The 18,207-nt window shown below is 45.1% G+C and carries 20 protein-coding genes; 7 read left to right on the top strand and 13 right to left on the bottom strand.

The window, feature by feature from the left end; translation table 11 throughout:
• Positions 1-76: 76 nt before the first annotated feature.
• Complete coding sequence (locus CP943_RS07905; RefSeq protein WP_026579813.1) at positions 77-1,102, top strand: acyltransferase family protein; 1,026 nt, start codon at positions 77-79, stop codon at positions 1,100-1,102.
• Positions 1,103-1,364: 262 nt separating this feature from the next.
• On the opposite strand, the gene CP943_RS07900 is transcribed toward CP943_RS07905, so the two are convergent.
• From CP943_RS07900 to htpX, 5 genes are all read right to left on the bottom strand, one after another.
• Entirely contained in the window at positions 1,365-1,547 is a 183-nt protein-coding gene (locus CP943_RS07900) for a hypothetical protein (protein ID WP_020451131.1), read from the bottom strand.
• Complete coding sequence (locus tag CP943_RS07895) at positions 1,544-1,759, bottom strand: hypothetical protein (RefSeq protein ID WP_035399921.1); 216 nt, start codon at positions 1,757-1,759, stop codon at positions 1,544-1,546. The genes CP943_RS07900 and CP943_RS07895 overlap by 4 nt, the downstream gene beginning before the upstream one ends.
• A 46-nt stretch (positions 1,760-1,805) precedes the next feature.
• Entirely contained in the window at positions 1,806-3,806 is a 2,001-nt protein-coding gene (locus CP943_RS07890) for a penicillin-binding transpeptidase domain-containing protein (protein WP_020451129.1), read from the bottom strand.
• Positions 3,807-3,917: 111 nt separating this feature from the next.
• Positions 3,918-5,267, bottom strand: a complete 1,350-nt coding sequence (locus tag CP943_RS07885) for a TrkH family potassium uptake protein (protein ID WP_026579814.1) — start codon at positions 5,265-5,267, stop codon at positions 3,918-3,920.
• Between the two features lie 148 nt (positions 5,268-5,415).
• The gene (gene htpX, locus CP943_RS07880) at positions 5,416-6,309 is read right to left on the bottom strand and encodes a protease HtpX (RefSeq protein ID WP_020451127.1); all 894 of its coding nucleotides are present in this window, start codon (positions 6,307-6,309) and stop codon (positions 5,416-5,418) included.
• A 141-nt stretch (positions 6,310-6,450) separates the two neighbouring features.
• Between htpX and CP943_RS07875 the strand changes: the two genes are divergently transcribed.
• Together CP943_RS07875 and CP943_RS07870 are read left to right on the top strand one after the other, a co-directional pair.
• The gene (locus CP943_RS07875; RefSeq protein ID WP_020451126.1) at positions 6,451-7,170 is read left to right on the top strand and encodes a DUF1836 domain-containing protein; all 720 of its coding nucleotides are present in this window, start codon (positions 6,451-6,453) and stop codon (positions 7,168-7,170) included.
• A gap of 130 nt (positions 7,171-7,300) precedes the next feature.
• Complete coding sequence (locus CP943_RS07870) at positions 7,301-7,498, top strand: alpha/beta-type small acid-soluble spore protein (protein WP_020451125.1); 198 nt, start codon at positions 7,301-7,303, stop codon at positions 7,496-7,498.
• A gap of 12 nt (positions 7,499-7,510) precedes the next feature.
• Here the strand turns inward: CP943_RS07870 and CP943_RS07865 are convergent, their stop codons facing one another.
• The 4 genes from CP943_RS07865 to CP943_RS07850 all read right to left on the bottom strand — a co-directional run bounded on the left by CP943_RS07865 (position 7,511) and on the right by CP943_RS07850 (position 11,331).
• Positions 7,511-8,599, bottom strand: coding sequence for an anti-sigma factor domain-containing protein (locus CP943_RS07865; RefSeq protein WP_026579815.1), 1,089 nt, complete (start codon positions 8,597-8,599; stop codon positions 7,511-7,513).
• The gene (gene sigI / locus CP943_RS07860) at positions 8,596-9,354 is read right to left on the bottom strand and encodes an RNA polymerase sigma factor SigI (RefSeq protein WP_023856784.1); all 759 of its coding nucleotides are present in this window, start codon (positions 9,352-9,354) and stop codon (positions 8,596-8,598) included. Before sigI ends, CP943_RS07865 begins: the two co-directional genes overlap by 4 nt.
• Positions 9,355-9,649: 295 nt before the next feature.
• Positions 9,650-10,417 (bottom strand): TerC family protein, encoded by a 768-nt coding sequence (locus CP943_RS07855; protein ID WP_020451122.1) that lies wholly within the window; start codon positions 10,415-10,417, stop codon positions 9,650-9,652.
• A gap of 272 nt (positions 10,418-10,689) precedes the next feature.
• Positions 10,690-11,331 carry a DedA family protein gene (locus CP943_RS07850; RefSeq protein ID WP_026579816.1) on the bottom strand — a complete coding sequence of 214 codons (642 nt, stop codon included), beginning with the start codon at positions 11,329-11,331 and terminating at the stop codon, positions 10,690-10,692.
• Positions 11,332-11,620: 289 nt separating this feature from the next.
• Here CP943_RS07850 and CP943_RS07845 point away from each other — a divergent pair, with 289 nt between their 5' ends.
• The 3 genes from CP943_RS07845 (at position 11,621) to CP943_RS07835 (ending at position 16,147) form a co-directional block, all read left to right on the top strand.
• Positions 11,621-13,273 (top strand): diguanylate cyclase domain-containing protein, encoded by a 1,653-nt coding sequence (locus CP943_RS07845; RefSeq protein WP_023856782.1) that lies wholly within the window; start codon positions 11,621-11,623, stop codon positions 13,271-13,273.
• A 147-nt stretch (positions 13,274-13,420) separates the two neighbouring features.
• Positions 13,421-14,293, top strand: coding sequence for a non-homologous end joining protein Ku (gene ku / locus CP943_RS07840; protein WP_079289243.1), 873 nt, complete (start codon positions 13,421-13,423; stop codon positions 14,291-14,293).
• Positions 14,294-14,296: 3 nt separating this feature from the next.
• The gene (locus CP943_RS07835) at positions 14,297-16,147 is read left to right on the top strand and encodes a DNA ligase D (protein WP_023856780.1); all 1,851 of its coding nucleotides are present in this window, start codon (positions 14,297-14,299) and stop codon (positions 16,145-16,147) included.
• Between the two features lie 5 nt (positions 16,148-16,152).
• Here CP943_RS07835 and CP943_RS07830 read toward each other — a convergent pair whose 3' ends face one another.
• From CP943_RS07830 to CP943_RS07820, 3 genes are all read right to left on the bottom strand, one after another.
• On the bottom strand, positions 16,153-16,614 hold the full coding sequence (locus tag CP943_RS07830; RefSeq protein WP_020451117.1) for a MarR family winged helix-turn-helix transcriptional regulator: 462 nt from the start codon (positions 16,612-16,614) through the stop codon (positions 16,153-16,155).
• Between the two features lie 173 nt (positions 16,615-16,787).
• Positions 16,788-16,967 carry a hypothetical protein gene (locus CP943_RS07825; protein WP_020451116.1) on the bottom strand — a complete coding sequence of 60 codons (180 nt, stop codon included), beginning with the start codon at positions 16,965-16,967 and terminating at the stop codon, positions 16,788-16,790.
• A 104-nt stretch (positions 16,968-17,071) separates the two neighbouring features.
• A complete protein-coding gene (locus CP943_RS07820; RefSeq protein ID WP_020451115.1) occupies positions 17,072-17,227 on the bottom strand; it encodes a hypothetical protein in 156 nt (51 codons plus the stop codon).
• A gap of 191 nt (positions 17,228-17,418) precedes the next feature.
• Here CP943_RS07820 and CP943_RS07815 point away from each other — a divergent pair, with 191 nt between their 5' ends.
• A complete protein-coding gene (locus CP943_RS07815; protein ID WP_020451114.1) occupies positions 17,419-17,751 on the top strand; it encodes a MerR family transcriptional regulator in 333 nt (110 codons plus the stop codon).
• A gap of 30 nt (positions 17,752-17,781) precedes the next feature.
• Here the strand turns inward: CP943_RS07815 and CP943_RS07810 are convergent, their stop codons facing one another.
• A complete protein-coding gene (locus CP943_RS07810; RefSeq protein ID WP_020451113.1) occupies positions 17,782-18,189 on the bottom strand; it encodes a hypothetical protein in 408 nt (135 codons plus the stop codon).
• Between the last annotated feature and the right edge of the window lie 18 nt (positions 18,190-18,207).

Below are 18,207 nucleotides of genomic sequence, written 5' to 3'. Positions count from 1 at the left end.
TCCGGAAAGAATGTTCCGGGGTTCAGACGCTTCCCGCACCGGCGTCTCCTGAAAATGTTTGTGAAAGGGTGATGTTATGGCGACTTCGCGCGACAGCTATTTCGACAATGCAAAATTCCTATTAATTTTTCTCGTCGTATTCGGACATATAATCAGGTCCTATATTCATGATAATGATGCTCTGCTTCATATTTATAAATTTATTTACACGTTTCATATGCCTGCTTTTATTCTCATATCAGGCTATTTTGCAAAAGGGTTCAACCGCCACGGCTATGTCAAAAAAATCGCCTGGAAGCTGATTGTTCCTTATTTGATTTTCCAGGGAATCTATACGCTGTTTTATTCCTTTATCGATGATCAAAGCTTAACGGCCGCAAATCCGATTGAACCGCAATGGTCGCTTTGGTTTTTGCTGAGCTTGTTCTTTTGGAATATCCTGTTGTTCCCATTCACAAAACTGCCGGCGAAATGGGCGTTTGCCGCAAGCTTTGCGATCGCCGTTCTTGTCGGATATATCGACTTGATCAGCAACACGCTCAGCCTGTCCCGCACGTTTGTTTTCTTCCCGGTCTTTTTGGCGGGCTATTATTTGCAAAAAGACCATTTTAAAATACTGAGAGGCTGGAAAGGCAAGCAGGCCGCTCTAGCCGTTTTAGCAGCAACGTTCGTTTTCTACTTTTTTGTAGACTTCGATTACTCCTGGCTGTTCGGGTCCAAACCCTATTCGGAATTCGGCGATGTCGGGATAAAAAGCGGGTTAAACCGAGTGGCGCTCCTCGTCATCACGTTCGCTTCAACCTTCGCGTTCATGGCGCTTGTGCCTGAAAGGCGGTATTTCTTTACCCTGTGGGGAACGCGCACATTTTATGTCTATCTGCTGCACGGCTTTATCATCAAGTCGTTCAGAAAAACGGGAGTGGAAGAATGGCTTGCCGATTATCAAAGTCTGACACTATTAATCATCGCCACGGCGATTTTAACTTTCTGCTTATCAAGCGGATTTGTGAAAACGGTCGCCCAGCCGTTCATCGAATTGAAAATGACGAATTTAATGAGGATCTTAAAAAAAGACAACGGATATAACCCTTATTTAAAATAAATGAAGGTCCAAATCGTTTCCGATTTGGACCTTTCAGATTGTTGAAAAAATCGCAAAACAGCTTTTTTGTTTTGCGATTTTTTCATCCCATCAGCGTGATTGAAAACCCTTGCAGTCTAGGAAGGCCGAGCATCGGAGCGGAGCGAATGTTAGAATTCGTGAGCACCGACGCGCAGGCCTGACAACGAATGCGAGGGTTTGGCGACACGCTGGAAGGTGCAAATCGTTTCCGATTTGCACCTTTCTCGTTTGATCCGCAGTTTTAATCTTTATCCCGCTGCTGTCCGTCCGCCTTTTTGTTCTTCTTTTTATTGTTCTCGATCACATCAATCAATTTAAAGGCGTTGACATCGCCCAGTTCGTTTGAAAATTCCTCTTGAAGCACATCTGGATTCATCGGTTTTTTATGGTTTTGCATATCCTTGCTTTTTTGATGTTTTTTCATTGGTGTGATTCTCCCTGCTTCCCTTGTTTCGAGTTGCGGTTGGCGCCCCTGTCTCCGTTTTCGGCATCATATTGGGTCATGTATTGATGATCATGCATGCTTTCAGCAGGCGTTTTATTGTTAAGAGCCGCTTCATTTCTGGCAACTTTTCTTTTCATGATGACATTCCTTTCTTTTGTCGTTTCATCCATATCCTTTCCGTTTCCGTACATTCCACACATCCAGTTTTCGGCAAAAAAATAAGCACCCTGAGGGTGCTTATTTAAACACTTTTTTCACTTTATTGACGACATATGAGCTGCCGCCGCGATCTGACACATCCTCGATCATCATCGTGATTAAAAGGTTTTTGTTTTTGTAATCATAAGCGGTGAACCAGCCGTTTTCTTTACCTTTTTCGTCTTTCTTCGTTTTCAGCTCGGCCGTTCCCGTTTTCCCTGCGATCGTGAGCCCTTTGACAACCGGCTTGTAAGCCGAGCCGCGAGGGTCTTCTACAACGCCTTTCAATCCTTTTGTAATCGCTTCTGCTCCGCCTGTGGGCAGTACGTTTTTATGCCATATTTCTTTCTCTTCGCCGTCCTTTTTGATCAGGTGCGGCTTGATCAGATTACCATCGTTCAAGAAAGGCGTATAGCTTGCCGCGAGGTGTATCGGCGACATCAGCATTTGCCCCTGTCCGTATCCTGAATCGGCAAGGAGAATGTCCGAGTCGATTCCTTCGTTTGATATGGAGGAAGACTTCGTCGGGAATTCATAATCAAGTTTTTCCTCGAAGCCGAATGATTTCAGGCCTTCGACAAATTGATCCTTCCCTGTGTCAAGGGCGGTCTGCGCGAAATAAATGTTGTCGGAAGTGATCAGCGCGTTTTCCAGGTTGACATCGCTTAATCGATCGGAAACCCGTGTGACTTTATATCCGCCCCATGACGAATCTTTCTGCCATTCCTTCCCTTCGATCTTCTTAGGTTCATCCGCTTTGATCGCGTCATTTTTCAGACCGATTGAAGCCGTGATCGGTTTGATCGTTGAACCCGGAGCATAGGTTTTATTAAATTTAGAGGTGAATGGCGCAGACGCATCTTTGTTGAGTTTTTCCCATTCTCCTTTTTTCCAGCCAAACAAAAACCCGTTCGGATCGTATGAAGGCGCGCTGACAAGCGCCAACGTTTCTCCAGTCTGCGGCTCTAACGCAACGGCAGCACCGGAGTCATCTTTTAACTGGTTGTACAGTTCTTCCTGTTTGTTGATATCGATCGTGGTATGGATGTCTTTTCCGTCTTTTGCATCCTTTGAGGCAACCGTCGCGTTTGATTCAGGAATCGAAATCGTCCAGCCGATTTCTCCTCTGAGTTCTTTTTCATAAATGTGTTCGAGACCGACGATTCCGAGCAGTGAATGCTCGCTGTAGCCTTCTTTATTCTGCTTTAATTCCTCTTCAGTAATCGGCCGTATGTAACCGGTAAGATGTGCGGCTTTTTCACCGTAAGGATAGTATCTTGATTGCGTGTCTTGTTTCAAAACCCCGGGAAGAGAGGTCGCTTTTTTAAGAAGCTCTGTGCTACCAGGCTTCACTTTTTTCAAGGGAACGAATGATTCGTCCGTCACCCAGCTTGCGGACAGCTGTTTTTCGATGTCTTCTTTTTCCATGTCAAGCATGTTCGCGAGCTTTTTGATGACACCATCTTTATCATCTCCGAGCTGCCCCGGAACGACGCCGATTTCAGGCACTGTCGCATTCGTAGCGAGTTTCTTTCCGTTTCTGTCATAAATGATGCCTCTCGCTGGTTCCTTGGCGGTAATCCGGATGGTCTCCCCTTCCTTCAGCTGTGAAAAAATAAAGGATGGGTTCCAGTTGACTTTCCATGACGTGTCACCGTCTTTTTTTTCTTTGACAAGCTTTGCCTTCCCTTCAAAAGAAACGGGGCCGGCCAATGTATTCATGCTGACTTTATACGGTATTGTCACTGCATCTTTTTTCTCTTTATTTTTTTCATCTTCATCGTTATCGACGGCTGAAACCTTCAAATCGGAAACTCCGATCTGTTCATAAATGGATTGATTGCGCTTGATGAAATCGTCTTTTGAAATCGATTTTTGCGCTTCAGCCGACAGCTGTTCATACATTTCTTCAAATTTTTGATCGTTCCATTTGTTTACATATTGATCCATGCTTTCTTTTGCTGTCGGCTCGTTAGAACAGGCTCCGGCGAGCAATAGAAATCCGGCGGCTATAAACAAATGGATGACTCTCATTTTCATCGTTGCTTCCCCCTTTTTTTCAATCCGCCATTTAAGCATTATATCATACAAATAAATACAGCGACCGACTTTATGATCATAAAAAAAGACAGTTTAACTAAACTGTCTTTCTTATCCGATAATTATTCTTTCCTTTGGATAATGGTAGTTCGCTTCGATTTCTTTTCTGCCGAATAAATAAAGCAACGTGACAATGCCGATTCGGCCGATGAACATCAGAAGGATGATGACACTTTTGCCGATCGTGCTCAAATCTGAAGTAATGCCCATCGACAAGCCGGTCGTACCGAAGGCGGAACACACTTCAAACAGCAGTTCAAGCAAAGAATGCTCTTCCGTTACTGTCAAAACAAGTGTCGAGCCGAAAACGAGAATAACCGCCATCAGCGTCACAATCAATGATTTCATTAAATCCGCCTGGTGCAGCTCACGTTTGAAAACCTTCACCGATTTATTTCCCCTCGCGAAGTGGAACAGCGCCAAGAGGTTTAAAGCAAAGGTCGTTGTCCGGATGCCCCCTCCGACAGAGCTTGGCGAAGCGCCGATAAACATGAGCATGCACATGAATAAAACAGTCGTGTGTGTGAATTGGCTGATGTCGATCGTCGCGAGTCCGCCGCTCCTGGTCGTCGTCGACTGGAACAGCGAAAAGAATAATACCTCGTGCCACGATTTCCCTGAAAAAGCAAAGCGCGCTTCCATGGCAAATATGCCGATCGCACCTCCAATCACTAAAAGGAAAAAAGTGACTGATGTCAATTTGGTAAACAGGCTGAAAGAGAATTTCCGTTCTTTGCTGAGCAGGAAATCCTTTACCTCGATGAGGACCGGAAAGCCGATCGCTCCAAGAATGATCAGCATAATCACGATAAACTGAACGAAATAATCATGCTGAAACGGAATCAGCGAGTTGCCTGTAATGTCGAAACCTCCGTTGGTCGTTGCACTGATGCTTGTAAAAAATCCGTGCATAAAGGCTTCTCCAGGTGTCTCAAAGTACTTTAAGAAATAAGTTCCGAGAATCAGCCCGCCAAACAGCTCGATCAGCAGGATCAAGCCGAGCACGTGCTTCATCAGCTTGACAAGGCCCGATAAGTTGGATTGATTTTGATCGGTCATAATCAGCCGGCGCTCTTTCAAACCGATCCGCTTGCCGAAAATCAGCCAGACGAATGTTCCGAGCGCCATCACACCGATCCCGCCAAACTGCAGAACAAACGCCAAAATCCATATTCCGGCCGTGCTGAATGTATCAGCTGTATCAACAACCGTCAAACCGGTTACGCTCACTGCGCTCACCGCAGTAAAAAGGGCATCGATAAATGACCATTCCACATCATTCTTGTGTGCAACGGGCAGACTTAATAATATAACGGAAACCGTCACCGCCAAAAAATAATAGAGCGCGATCAGCTGTACAGGAGACAGCACGCGCAGTAGTTTTTTCAATAAAACCTTCATAATCGTTCCTTCTTTTCAATATTCAAAAGTTGCGCTTCTTGTGTATAACGTGTTCCATTTTAAAGGAAACATGCTCTTATGTACAGCCGATTTTCGATTTTTAAATTTAAAAAGCAAACCCCCTTGAAAAAGGGGGTTTGCATATTGATTATTTTGCTTCCAGACGGCGGATTCTGTCGCTTAAATCAGGGTGTGTTGAGAAAAGCGATGTGTGCTTTTTCCCGTTGATTTTCAAAGTGGCAACAGATGCCTGCTCTTCTTTGACTCTTGAAGTGTACTGCTCAAGCGAGCGGAGCGCATGAATCATCTTATCCTTGCCTGCAAGGTCCGCTCCTCCTCTATCCGCATGATATTCGCGGTGGCGGGAGTACGCAAACACGACAAGGCTTCCGAGAATGGAAAACACGATTTGGAATACGATGACCGCGATAAAGTGAACGATCGGCGCCAGCTCTTCACGGACAACGCGTGAAACAGCCCATGCCGCAATCCGGGCGAAGAAAACAACAAACGTGTTGACGATTCCCTGAAGGAGCGTCATTGTCACCATATCGCCGTTTGCGATATGCGCGACTTCGTGAGCAAGAACGCCTTCCACTGCGTCGTCATCCATTTCCTGAAGAAGACCCGTCGATACAGCGACAAGCGAGCGGTTTTTGGACGGCCCTGTCGCAAAGGCATTCACTTCGCGTGAATTGTAGATGCCGACTTCCGGCATCTTTGTCAGTCCGGCGGCGCGGGACAGCTTATATACCCGGTCAACGAGCTGCTGCTCTTCGTAGCTGAGCGTTTGCTTATCAGGATTCAGCACCTGAACGCCCATAGCCATTTTCGCCATCCATCTTGACATCAAAAGCGACATAAAGGAGCCGACAAAGCCGACAACCGCACTGAATACGAGAAGCGCAACAATATCGATGCCGCCGCCAGCCGTGAAATACGTGCCTACGCCTGTCAGCGAACCGATAATGGACAGCACAATACCGATCGTCGTAATAACTAAAATGTTCGATAAAAGAAAGAGAAAGATTCTTTTTCCCATGATTACCTCCATGTTATAATAAGATCAAATGAACTCGTATAATAAAATTATACGGCATAGAATTGAAAATGCAAGCGATAAGACGTAAGATAATGTTTATATTGTTTGCTATTTCATTTTAATACATAATGAGGTGGAATGATGAAACCTTTTAAACTGACTCGCCTGGAAATGGCCAAACTGATGTACGCTTTAAAAGGGCAGCTGGATGTCAGTCCGCTTGCGATTCTTTTGAGATCGGCCGATTTGGCGCTCGATGAGCCGGAAGACAATTTGGACATCCCCGAATTCATTGTCCGGTACGAACGAAAAAAGCCAAAAACGGAACACGGGCTTTCCACAAATGAAATTGTTGAACTTGGAAATTTGTGCGAACTGACATCCTTAAAATCGACAGCCATCCAAAACTGGATCAAACGCGATATAAAAGATCTGATGGGACATCCGGAACTCGGCAAAAAATATTCCATCGACCAAGCCGTCATCCTTCTCATTGTACGAGACTTAAAATCGGTTTATGACTTCGAAACGATCCGTCCAATCTTAACAACGGTTTTTAATACGATTACAGACCGCTCAGATGATGTGGTGAGTCCGCTGCGCTTTTATGAAGGGTATGCGCGGGTTCTCGATTATGTGTACCGGATCAAAGACTATACGCTGAATGAATCGGCGCTCGAAAAAATCGTCATCGAGCAGACTGGACAGCTCCGCGGTTTTTATCAAGATCTGGCCGATCCCGAATGGAACAAAGCGAGAGATATCACCGCTGTCACTGTGCTATCCGTTATCGCTTCGCACATACAGGCGACCGCCCATTCCATGATTGACAGCGTCTTCTTAAAATATGGTATGAAGTAATCGCCGCTGACCGGTGCGCCTGGCTATTGAGCCAGGCGTTTTTTTACACCTTCAACAATTGCCAGCATAAAAAGCCTCAGTCCATTTCAAACTAAACAAGCAGTACCAATTGAAAAAGGAGTTGAGAATCATGGCAAGAACGAATAAACTCGTCGTTCCCGGGGCGGAGCAGGTTTTAGACCAGTTCAAATATGAAATCGCCCAGGAGTTCGGCGTCCAGCTCGGCTCGGACTCGGTCGCTCGCTCAAACGGGTCTGTAGGCGGGGAAATGACAAAACGACTTGTACAGCAGGCACAAGCTCAAATGAATGGGCATACTGACAAATAAATACCCTATGGTTTATTCGCCGGGCCCGCTCGGCGGATATTCTTGTTGATTTGTTTGGTCAGAAGGTTTTTTCTCCTTTTGATAAGGAGTTTTAGGGCTCTCTTGATTTGTGCCGGAACCGCTTCTCTGCGTTCCTTCCTCCGACTGCTGACCGTCTTTGTCATTATGGTTATGTTCTTGAGGGTTTTCGGTATTAGGGGATTTTGACTCCTTTTCTTTTTCCATTTCTTGATCAGATTGAGAGTGATCTTGATCTGAAGGTTTTTCGCCGTCCGGATGACCTTCCGTGTCTGATTCTTCATCATCCATATGTTGTTCCGGCTGATCTTCTTCTTTCACAGCTTTCTCTTTTTCTCCTGTATCTTCTTCCTGATTTTGATCATCTTTGTTATTTTCATTGTCATCATCTTTGTTTTTGTCTTCTAATTCATCTTTGTGGGAACGGATATAACGGCCTGTTGAGATGCCTTCTTTTTGTGCTTTTGCACGCGTATCAAGGTCTGATTCCACCGCTTCCATCTTATAGTTCTGCTGCTCGTATTTTTTCGCTACATGATCGATTTCGCTTTTTACCGTCGCCTTATATGTATCATCTTTATTGTTTTCATATACGGTGGCGATAAGCACTTCTTTTGATTCGGTGACATAACCGCTCTTATCGCTGTCTTCGACAATTTCACTGATCACTTCTTTAAAGTCAGACTTTTCCCAATTTTCTATACTGCTCATTAAGTCCTTCCCATCCTCGTTCAGCGGCACCAAATCGATAACTTCACAGTTTTTGTTGAGTGTCAATTCAAAGCTTGGATTGATATCGATCGTCATATAGGCGTATGCTTTATTGTTTAAAACATCAGGGATGATCATGAAAGCGAGCAGCATGATCGCCGCGATTGAAAAAACGCCTGCTTTCAGCGGACGGAGCGAAAGCAGATCAAAAAAGCCCGCACGCTTCCTCGACATTCTTGTCTCCGCGGGAAAAGCAATTTCCTGACCGATTTCATAATCTTCCTCTGTGCTCTTTGCTTTTAAAAATTGTCCGTCAGGGGTTAGCAATGTGACGAATTTTTTATTTTTTTCTACAATAATTCCTCTTCTCATGAATTGAGCACCCCTTTTAGATAATCTTTAAGGTAAACATAATCGCCCGTTATAATGATCGCCATAGCAATGATATATTTGCGGTTTCTCTCTACGGTTTTTCTGCTGACAGCCACCAGCTTTTCAAGCTGTTTGACGGGAAGCTGCTTTTTTTCAAACAAGATCTTTTTTAACTCTTCATGTTCGACTAGCGTATATGCCACTTTGATGGCGTTTTGCCTTGCATCCGTATGTTTCGGCGAATGCTCCAGCAAATCGGAAAAAGACAGGCCAAAACTTTTAAGCCTTTCTTTAAAATGGAAAATCTCCTCCCGCCTCTGCTCCTGTTCGAGCATGCGGTTGAATTCATGAATGGAAAGCTCCGCTTCAATCATGCTTTGAGAGGATTCCTGTTCTTCTCCTTCTTGCATGTCCATATTGATATTCTGGGCATTTCTCGCTTCTTTTCTGATATAATCAATGACTTTGCGCTTAATGATCAGCTCTGCAAATGCCAGCAGAGAATTTCCTTTATCTGAAGAATATTTTTCAATGGCTTCATTGAATGCAATCAAGCCGATGCTGAATTCATCATCTTTTTCATCTATATATCGTTTGCACACGGATGAAACCGTTTTAGCCACAAAAGGCTTATACTGATGGATAAGCTCGTTTTGCAACTGCTGATTTCCTTTTTGTATGCTTATTACAGACTCTTCTAATGATTGTTGTTTCTTTTTTCCTGTCTTAAACAAAAGGCTAAGCACTGGTTTCACCTCAGTTCCTCCCTATACTACTCATTAATGATAGCTAATTTGATAGGGATTCGCAAAGGAGAAAACGCGGTATTCATTTCTAATTTTTCAATTGTGACAATGATTTGTTTGATCTCCTAGAACAATTCGTGATCTGTTTGACGATTAAGGGGGTTTTCCCGCCGTTTTTGTAACACGCCTGTTAATAAAATGAAATCTTATTTCGGTTGGACTAGGGCAATCATCCCTAGTGCTTCCCAGTGCGGGCAAACAAAAAAGACCGCCGGTGAAAGACCGGCAGTCTGGCGAAAGCTGTTTACTCCTCTGCAGCTTTATTCTCGTGTTTGTTCGGATTTGTCATAAACCATCCCCCGAGCGCAATAGCGATCAGCACCGCCCAGAAGATGAACTTCCAAGTACCTGAATGAATAAAATGTTCAGAGACGATGTTGATTTGCGGGTGTGCGAGCGTATAGAGCGTCAGTTTCACACCAACCCAGCCGACAATCAGAAAAGCAGCCGTTTCCAGGCTCGGACGTTTCTTTAACAAGTTCACAAATTGACTTGCAGCAAAACGCATAATAATCAGTCCGATAATCCCACCGGCTAAAATCACCATGAACTGTCCGCCGTCAAGTCCGCCGATTTGCGGCAGGTTCGTTGCCGGAAGTGTGACAGCCAGCGCAACCGCCGCCAAAATCGAGTCGACGGCAAACGCGATGTCCGCCAGCTCAACTTTGATAACCGTCGGCCAAAAACCGCTTTGCTTCGACTCTTTCACCTTTTCGTCCTTTTTGAAAACATGGGTTTTCAAAATATGGTGAATGGAGATGTAAAGCAGATAGACGGCGCCGATCGCCTGCACCTGCCAGACGTTGACAAGAAAAGAGATCGCAAACAAAGCGCCGAACCTCATCACAAACGCGCCGGCCAACCCGTAGAAGAGCGCTTTTTTTCTGTCTTTTTCAGGCAAGTGTTTAACCATGACCGCCATGACGAGGGCATTGTCCGCGGCCAAAATACCTTCCAGCCCGACTAGGATGAGAAGAACCCAACCATATTCAAGTAATAATGCTGCATCCATTTTATAATTCCTCCTAAGTGATTGTCTCTTTCTCTTATTCCCGCTAATGCAGCAGGGTATTTTCAGAAAACAAAAAAGACCTCTGCCAACATTAGGCAAAGGTCTTGCTAGACATGGTTATCATTGATTAAATCATGCCAACAAAGCCGATGGATGAACATCCATGAACTGACGACTTTGTTTCCGGTTTTAACATCCGGACGCTACTCCCCTTTGGGATAAAAGAAAATATTGAATTATAAGATAATATTAACCTCATATGCGCCCGGCTGTCAATCCTTATTTTTATTTAAAAAAGTTGAAACGCTTTGCGATTTGACTTTCTTCCGCCTGCCTTTCACCCAAAGGTAAAGAACGAACAAAACGATGAATCCGATGCCGACCGGAAGAAGGTATCCGTCCAATAGGCTGCCGACCTTGCTCCAGTTTTCGCCGAGGTAAAAGCCTAAATAGACATAGACGAACGTAATCGGCGTGATCGCAAGGAATGTATAAATACAAAACACCCACACGTTCATTCTAGCGAGTCCGCACGGAATGGAAATCAGCGTTCTGATGCCCGGTATAAACCGGCCGCTGAATGCGACAAACCCCCCGTGCTTTTCAAAAAACCTGTCCGATTTTTCGAGCGCTTCAGGCTTAATGAAGAAGTATTTGCCGTAGCGCTCCAAAAACGGCCGCCCCCCGTACCTCCCGAGCCAGTAAAGCGTCAGCGGACCTGCGACACCTCCCAGTGAACCTGCGGCAACGACCCCGATCAGCAACATATCGCCTTGATACACCCAGTAGCCGGCAAGCGGCAGAACGATTTCAGCCGGCACGAATTCGATGCACAGCGCCAGAAAAATCCCTAAATACGAGAGGCTCTTAAACGCCTCAGCCAATGATAAAATAAACTCCTCGATATCGACCACAACCTTTGACGATTGATAATTTCAAGTTCCAAAGAACGTACAAAAACGATTTTAACACAATTCAGGAAAATTGAAGAGCAAAATGGGAAGTCCTCCTTAGAAAGAGCAGAAGGATATCATTTTTTATTGGCGAATTTCATTATATATAGTATAATTCACGAATTATACCGGATGTAGCGCTATTGCCGCTTTTTTTATGTCAACGGTTAAGAGTACGGCAGTCTGGCCTTTCATAATACAGTATAGAAATTCAGATTTTTCATCATAGTACAAAAAGGCGGAGAAGAAAGTGACAGAAGTTTTTGGTGAATATAATGGATGGTTCGTTCTTTTATCCTATATCACTGCGGTTTTGGCAGCATACACAGCCCTTGATTTATCGGAACGGGTCGTCCATACAAAGGGCAGGAAAAATATCGGATGGCTTTTGGCCGGATCCCTCACGATGGGGCTTGGTATCTGGTCTATGCACTTTATCGGGATGCTGTCATTTCAGACAGCCGAAGAAATGAAATACGATTTGAGATTCGTCTTGCTTTCGATTGTTGCCGCTTTCGCAGGCTCGCTCATTTCATTTTATGTTGTGAATGGAAAAGAACCGACGAATGCAAGACTGGCGGCGGGCTCCCTTGCAATGGGAAGTGCGATCGCATCCATGCATTTTCTCGGGATGGAGGCGATGGAGAATATGACAATCGTCTATCATCCCGTTCTTTATGCCGCCTCTTTTGCAATCGCCATTTTCGCCTCCTTCGCTGCCTTAAAACTGTCGGTGGTATTCGCCAAAAAAACCGGCTCCTTTCGGATCTTGTTCATTAAAATCGGAAGCGCGCTTTTAATGGGCGGTGCCATTTCCGGCATGCACTATACAGGAATGGCAGCAGCTACTCTTTTCATGACTGACGGCCGTGATACAGGCCGCGAAGGAATCGATGCAATTGAACTGGGCATTATGATCGTACTTGTCAGCCTGATGCTTCAATGCTTCTTGATTTTCGGCGCCTTCACTGACAAGCGTCTGCTGTTTCATATCGAGAAAATCAAAGATAATGAGGAACGGTTCCAGTCCTTAATTAACCACAACATTGATCCGATCTACGTGTTTTCACTTGAAGGCAAAATGCTTTCCGCCAATTCATCGGGATACAGCCTTCTTGAAAAAATGGGAGTTGAGCCTGAGCGCCTGTCTTCGTTTTTTCGACAGGAGGATCATGACAGACTGCTCAACTGGTTTCTTCAGGTCCAAAATGAAAAACAGGCCCTCAACCGCGACACGGAAATCGAAATAGCTGAAAAGCGTTTTGATGTAAATGTGACGCTGATACCGGTGTACGTCAGAAAGCAGCTTGACAGCATTTATGTCATTTGTAAAGATATGACAAACCAGCGTGAAGCAGAACGCAAAATCCATAGAATGGCTCACTATGACGCGTTGACAGATTTGCCAAACAGACGGTATGCAGTCGACCATCTCGCAAATGCTCTGGAGCGGCAGAAGACGGGGACGGCCGTATTGTTTTTGGATTTAAACCGTTTCAAAGTGTTTAATGACGCCCTTGGCCACGACGTCGGAGATCTGCTGCTGGTGGCAGCAGCACAGCGTTTGGCGCATTGTGTGCCTGATGAAGGCTTCATCGCCCGGTTAGGCGGTGACGAATTTATCATTGTCGCCCCTTTACATGGAACCGATCAGCTGACCAGGCAATTGATCAGTCAGTTTGAAACGCCTTTTCACATTAAAGAGCACCGTCTCAAAACATCCGTCAGCATCGGAATCGCCGTTTCCCCGGCCGATGGAACAGACGGTGATGAGCTGATGAGAAAAGCCGACATGGCCATGTACGCCGCGAAGCACAAAAGCAAAAGCAGATATCAATATTTTTCTTCTTCTCTCGCCAGAAAGAACAGGCCGTCTTTGCAGGAGGAACCCGAGCCGAACTAAGCGCTTTCCCCAAGCAAATCACTGTATCGCCGCAAGCATCCGGGCCGAAGCCTGGATGCTTTTTTTCGCGCTGTTATCCATAAGTTGCTATTCATGAAACAATCTGCAGAGAGGCATCAATAAAAGAAAAGGAGTTGAACCGAACCGATGCATACGATGTGGAAAGGCTCAATCAGCTTCGGCCTTGTCAATATCCCCATTAAACTGTTCGCAGCGACAGAGGATAAGGATATTAAATTAAGGTCGCTTCATAAAGGATGCCGCGCCCCGATTCAGTATGAGAAAAAGTGCACAAACTGCCACCAGGAAATCGCGCCCGACGACATCGTCAAAGGCTACGAATATGTTAAAGGCAAATACGTCGTCTTATCGGACGATGAGCTGAAACAGCTCAAAGAAGAGCAGGAAGACAAAGCTGTCGAAATTGTTGATTTTGTCCAGCTAAAGGAAATCGACCCCATCTATTTCAACCGTTCATATTTCGTCGGACCGGGAGATAACGGTGTAAAAGCGTACTCACTTTTGCGCGAAGCGCTCAGAAAAACAGAAAAGATCGGAATCGCCCATATGACCATCCGCTCCAAAAAACAGCTCGCCATTCTTCGCGTCTACGAGAACTGCATTTTAATGGAGTCTATCCACTACCCTGATGAAGTCCGAAACGCGGCCCACGTACCCGGTGTTCCGGAGGAAACCGCGGTCAACGAAAAAGAGCTGCAAACCGCGATTTCACTAATAGACGAGCTGACGACGACATTTGCGCCTGAACAATATGAAGATACGTACAGACTTGCGCTGATGGATAAAATCAAAGAGAAAATCGATCATAATGAGGGTGTCACACCAAATGCCGGAGCCGCCGCTCCGCGCGAGGATGTCATCGATCTCGTGAGCGCTCTCCAAGCCAGCATCGAACGGACAAAAGCGCCTGACCGGGAAGCGGCAAAAACGCCTGTTGCAAAAGGAACCGGGGAAAAAAAGAAAAAAACGTCGCGCAAAAAAGCTTCAGAGGCAAAATAAAAAATGGGAATTACGATGCAGCCCGTGTTGACCACATCCGCTCCTTCAGGCGGCAATTGGCGGTATGAAGCCAAGTATGACGGGTATCGGGGGCTTTTGAAAATTTCTGCGGCCGGCGACGTTTCGCTCATCAGCAGAAACGCGCAGCCGCTCGAAAACACATTTCCGGAAATTACGGAATTTGCAAAAAGCATGATCGAAAATCTCAAAGAACACTTGCCGATCACGATTGACGGGGAAATTGTGTCGTTGACAAACCGTTTTCGTTCCCGGTTTGAATACGTCCAAAAAAGAGGGTTAAGCAAAAAGGCCGAGTTGATTGAACAAGCTGCCGCGAAGAAACCGTGTCAGTACCTCGCTTTTGATTTACTGGTCTTTAAAGGAGAAAGTTTAACCTCACTCCCCTATACCGAACGAAAACGCGTGCTTTCCGACCTGATGAAAGAACTCGGCTTGCCGATGGCCCCCGATCCGATGGCTCACGCACGAATTCAATACATCCCTGACACTTCAGATTTCCATGCTCTATGGAATGCTGTTAAAAGGTTTGACGGCGAGGGAATTGTTGCGAAGAAAAAAGACAGCCGCTGGGCTGAAAATAAAAAAACAGCCGAATGGCTCAAGCTCAAAAACTACAAAAAAGCAGCTGTATTTATGACAGGCTACAACATGGCAAACCGTTATTTGACAATCGCCGTCTATGACCGCGGTCAAATCAAAGAAGTCGGTTCGGTTTCCCACGGACTCGGAGAACAGGAAAGAAACGCCATTCTTTCAATCGTCAAGCAGTACGGAACCGAAACAAAGCCCGGCGAATATACCATAGATCCGTCGATTTGCATGACGGTCCATTATTTAACGATTCATTACGGGACATTGCGCGAGGTGTCGTTTGTTTCTTTTGAATTTGACATGGCTTGGGAAGATTGTACTTACAAGCGCCTGCTGCTTCATGCAAGAAACGTCCACCCCGATTTGCAGCTGACAAGCCTTGATAAAGTCATCTTTCCTAAAAGCAATAAAACAAAAGCGGATTACATCGGATATCTGAATGAAATCGGCGATTTTCTGCTTCCGTTTCTCGACAATCGGGCGCTTACCGTTATCCGTTATCCGCACGGTTCCGGCGGAGAATCTTTTTTTCAAAAAAACAAGCCCGACTACGCACCCGAATTTATCACGTCCATTCGGGATGACGAGCACGAGCATATCATCTGCAGCGATTATTCAGTCCTGCTGTGGCTTGCCAATCAGCTTGCGCTGGAGTTCCATATCCCTTTTCAAACAGCGGATACGACCCGTCCGACCGAAATCGTTTTCGATCTCGATCCGCCTTCAAGGTCGGAGTTTCCACAGGCCGTCAGAGCCGCGAATGAATTGCACCGTTTATTTGAACAGCTTGGCCTCTTGTCTTTTCCAAAGCTGTCGGGAAATAAAGGGATACAAATCTATATTCCGATTTCAAAAAACGCCTTTACTTATGAAGAAACCCGCCTTTTCACAAGCTTTGCGGCTTCTTATTGCGTCTCACTTTTTCCCGATCTGTTCACAACCGAACGCCTGATTAAAAACAGGGGCGGAAAACTCTATATTGATTATGTGCAGCACGCTCCGGGAAAAACGATCATCTGCCCGTATTCCACAAGAGGCAATGAGATTGGCACAGTGGCCGCACCACTGTTTTGGGATGAAGTCCATTCAGACTTGGCACCCTCAAATTTTACGATGGAGGCTGTCATCAAACGCACAAAGGAGCTCGGATGCCCTTTCGAAAGCTTCTTCAGACAGCCCCAAGACAAACAGATCAAAGCTATTCTCGATCACTTAAAAGAAATTGACCGTTCGGAAAACTGACTTTTTCAGCGAAACAATAGGTGCTGGCTGTGGATTCCGGCTTTTTTTAAAAGGGCCATCAGCTGCTCCTGTTCCTCTTTTGTCAAGCCTGAAAAAGCCCGCGCAATTCTCAGGGAGTGGATCGGATAAATCTCATCGAGATAAGCCTTTCCCTTCTCTGTCAAATTCGCATAGACAGACCGTTTATCTTTCGGGTCCTGCTCTCGTTTGATGAAACCGTTTTTTTCCAATTTGTCGATCACATAGGTTACGTTTCCGCTTACAAGGAGCAGCCTCGAGCCGATTTGCTGCAGCTTTTGGGCTCCCCTCGTATACAAAAGCTCCAATACAGCAAATTCTGTAGGATTAAAGCCGTGTTCCTTGCTGTCCCGAATACTATGTTCTGAAACGCTTTTAAAAGCCCTGGCAAAAACCTTGTACAGCGACATAGCACGGTGAACTTCTTCCTCATTAAACGAAAGTCTCATATCATCTACCTCTTATACTATTTTCTTAAAATGAACCCGGGAAATGAAAACCCTTACAAATATAGAAAAAGAAAGGGTCATGCTTTTCCCATATTCTATAAGTATATATTTTCGTGATTCGAAAGAAAACTCCTGCTTATTTTTTTTAAGATATTAAAAAGAAGCCCGTTTTTTCAAAATGGCCGATTTTGAACACGGGCTTTATTTTTCCGGAAAAAATAAAAATATTCTTTTCTGAGCTCCGTAATCGTCATCCTCTGCAAAACATCCTGATTATACTCACCGAGTGAGCTCAGTTTTTTTGAGTAATGGTTTCTTTCCTTTTCCAAAGCGTTTTTTAACAACCTGCTCATGATCTTCTCCTTTCATTTTCGTGTGTTGTAATATAAGAATAGACCTTATTTATTAACCAGGCTTTAAGGCCGTGTAAAGTTTGCTTTCACTCCCACTTCCGGATTTAAGAGGACTTTTGATAAAAGCCGTTCTGCACCGCCCTCAGCAGCGGAAACGCATCCTTTCCGGCAAGATTCATTAATGTCTCGAGCAATTCGTCTCTTTTAATGTCTAAAGCAACGATTTCTTTGGCGAGTGAGACCGCTTTGTGTTCCTTCATCCAATGATTCCCCCTCATCAGTCTGTATCTACAGCATACAAAACACTTTTACCCCTTGCATGGTTCCTGTAAACTTTTCTTCCGCGATTTTTTTAAAAGTTTTTCAACAATGTTAGATTTTCTAACAAACGTCAGGTTTTTTCGCGCGTTTTCTTATATAATACAAAAAAAGTCATCTTAGGGGTGGGAAAATGACAGTCGAAGATCTTTCTTATAAAGATAAAAAAGTGATTTCTATTGGCATTGTCAGCGAGCTGACGGGTTTGTCGGTCAGGCAGATCCGCTATTACGAAGAACGCAAGCTGATCTATCCGCAGCGCTCTTCAAGAGGCACGCGCAAGTATTCCTTTGCTGACGTCGAACGGCTGATGGAAATCGCAAACAAGCGGGAAGACGGTGTTCAGACGGCAGAAATCCTCAAAGATATGCGCAAAAAAGAACAGAGACTGAAAAACGACCAGCAGCTCAGAAAGAAAATGCTCGAAGGACAGCTTAACGCTCATTTTAAATACAAAAACCGCTAAAAAAACGAATCATACCCTCCGGATGATTCGTCACCTGTTTTCCTGCTGTTTCGTTTCCTTTATGTATCCGATGAAATCAATCATAACGCCTTTATCTGGATCATTGCGTATCCGAAACGCGATCGTTCCGGGCTGACCGGTATTTTCCATCTTGTAAGCGGCATGAAACACATGGATGCTCGCTTCAGAAATTTGAAAATCATCAGCACGAAGCCCGGAAATTCCCCATTTCTGTTTGTTTTCCAGGATTGTTTCCGGAGAGGGGGTTGCGCCCTCCACGTACAACCGCTTCATTTTTGACACATCATCGTTCAATATCGCCTCAAGCATACCCTCGACTGCGACGAGCCGCCTGTCTTTTCCTTCATCTTCATTCTGACAGCCGGCAGCAACCATTGCAACGGCTAAACAAATCAGCACAGCTGCAAATCTTCTCATACCAATCCCCCCTGATCT

Source organism: Bacillus paralicheniformis (assembly GCF_002993925.1).
Lineage (GTDB): Bacteria > Bacillota > Bacilli > Bacillales > Bacillaceae > Bacillus > Bacillus paralicheniformis.
Note: the sequence above shows the minus strand (reverse complement) of the source record. Positions and strands in the feature narration are given on the sequence as shown.

Excerpts from the sequence above, each read along its gene's own strand:
- CP943_RS07900 (WP_020451131.1), bottom strand. The coding sequence starts at position 1,547 with ATGAAAAAACATCAAAAAAGCAAGGATATGCAAAACCATAAAAAACCG.
- CP943_RS07810 (WP_020451113.1), bottom strand. The coding sequence starts at position 18,189 with ATGAGAAGATTTGCAGCTGTGCTGATTTGTTTAGCCGTTGCAATGGTT.
- CP943_RS07905 (WP_026579813.1), top strand. The coding sequence starts at position 77 with ATGGCGACTTCGCGCGACAGCTATTTCGACAATGCAAAATTCCTATTA.
- CP943_RS07870 (WP_020451125.1), top strand. The coding sequence starts at position 7,301 with ATGGCAAGAACGAATAAACTCGTCGTTCCCGGGGCGGAGCAGGTTTTA.
- CP943_RS07885 (WP_026579814.1), bottom strand. The coding sequence starts at position 5,267 with ATGAAGGTTTTATTGAAAAAACTACTGCGCGTGCTGTCTCCTGTACAG.
- CP943_RS07875 (WP_020451126.1), top strand. The coding sequence starts at position 6,451 with ATGAAACCTTTTAAACTGACTCGCCTGGAAATGGCCAAACTGATGTAC.
- ku (WP_079289243.1), top strand. The coding sequence starts at position 13,421 with ATGCATACGATGTGGAAAGGCTCAATCAGCTTCGGCCTTGTCAATATC.
- CP943_RS07865 (WP_026579815.1), bottom strand. The coding sequence starts at position 8,599 with ATGAGAAGAGGAATTATTGTAGAAAAAAATAAAAAATTCGTCACATTG.
- htpX (WP_020451127.1), bottom strand. The coding sequence starts at position 6,309 with ATGGGAAAAAGAATCTTTCTCTTTCTTTTATCGAACATTTTAGTTATT.
- CP943_RS07855 (WP_020451122.1), bottom strand. The coding sequence starts at position 10,417 with ATGGATGCAGCATTATTACTTGAATATGGTTGGGTTCTTCTCATCCTA.
- CP943_RS07825 (WP_020451116.1), bottom strand. The coding sequence starts at position 16,967 with ATGAGCAGGTTGTTAAAAAACGCTTTGGAAAAGGAAAGAAACCATTAC.
- CP943_RS07815 (WP_020451114.1), top strand. The coding sequence starts at position 17,419 with ATGACAGTCGAAGATCTTTCTTATAAAGATAAAAAAGTGATTTCTATT.
- CP943_RS07835 (WP_023856780.1), top strand. The coding sequence starts at position 14,297 with ATGGGAATTACGATGCAGCCCGTGTTGACCACATCCGCTCCTTCAGGC.
- CP943_RS07820 (WP_020451115.1), bottom strand. The coding sequence starts at position 17,227 with ATGAAGGAACACAAAGCGGTCTCACTCGCCAAAGAAATCGTTGCTTTA.
- CP943_RS07895 (WP_035399921.1), bottom strand. The coding sequence starts at position 1,759 with ATGTACGGAAACGGAAAGGATATGGATGAAACGACAAAAGAAAGGAAT.
- CP943_RS07830 (WP_020451117.1), bottom strand. The coding sequence starts at position 16,614 with ATGAGACTTTCGTTTAATGAGGAAGAAGTTCACCGTGCTATGTCGCTG.
- CP943_RS07890 (WP_020451129.1), bottom strand. The coding sequence starts at position 3,806 with ATGAAAATGAGAGTCATCCATTTGTTTATAGCCGCCGGATTTCTATTG.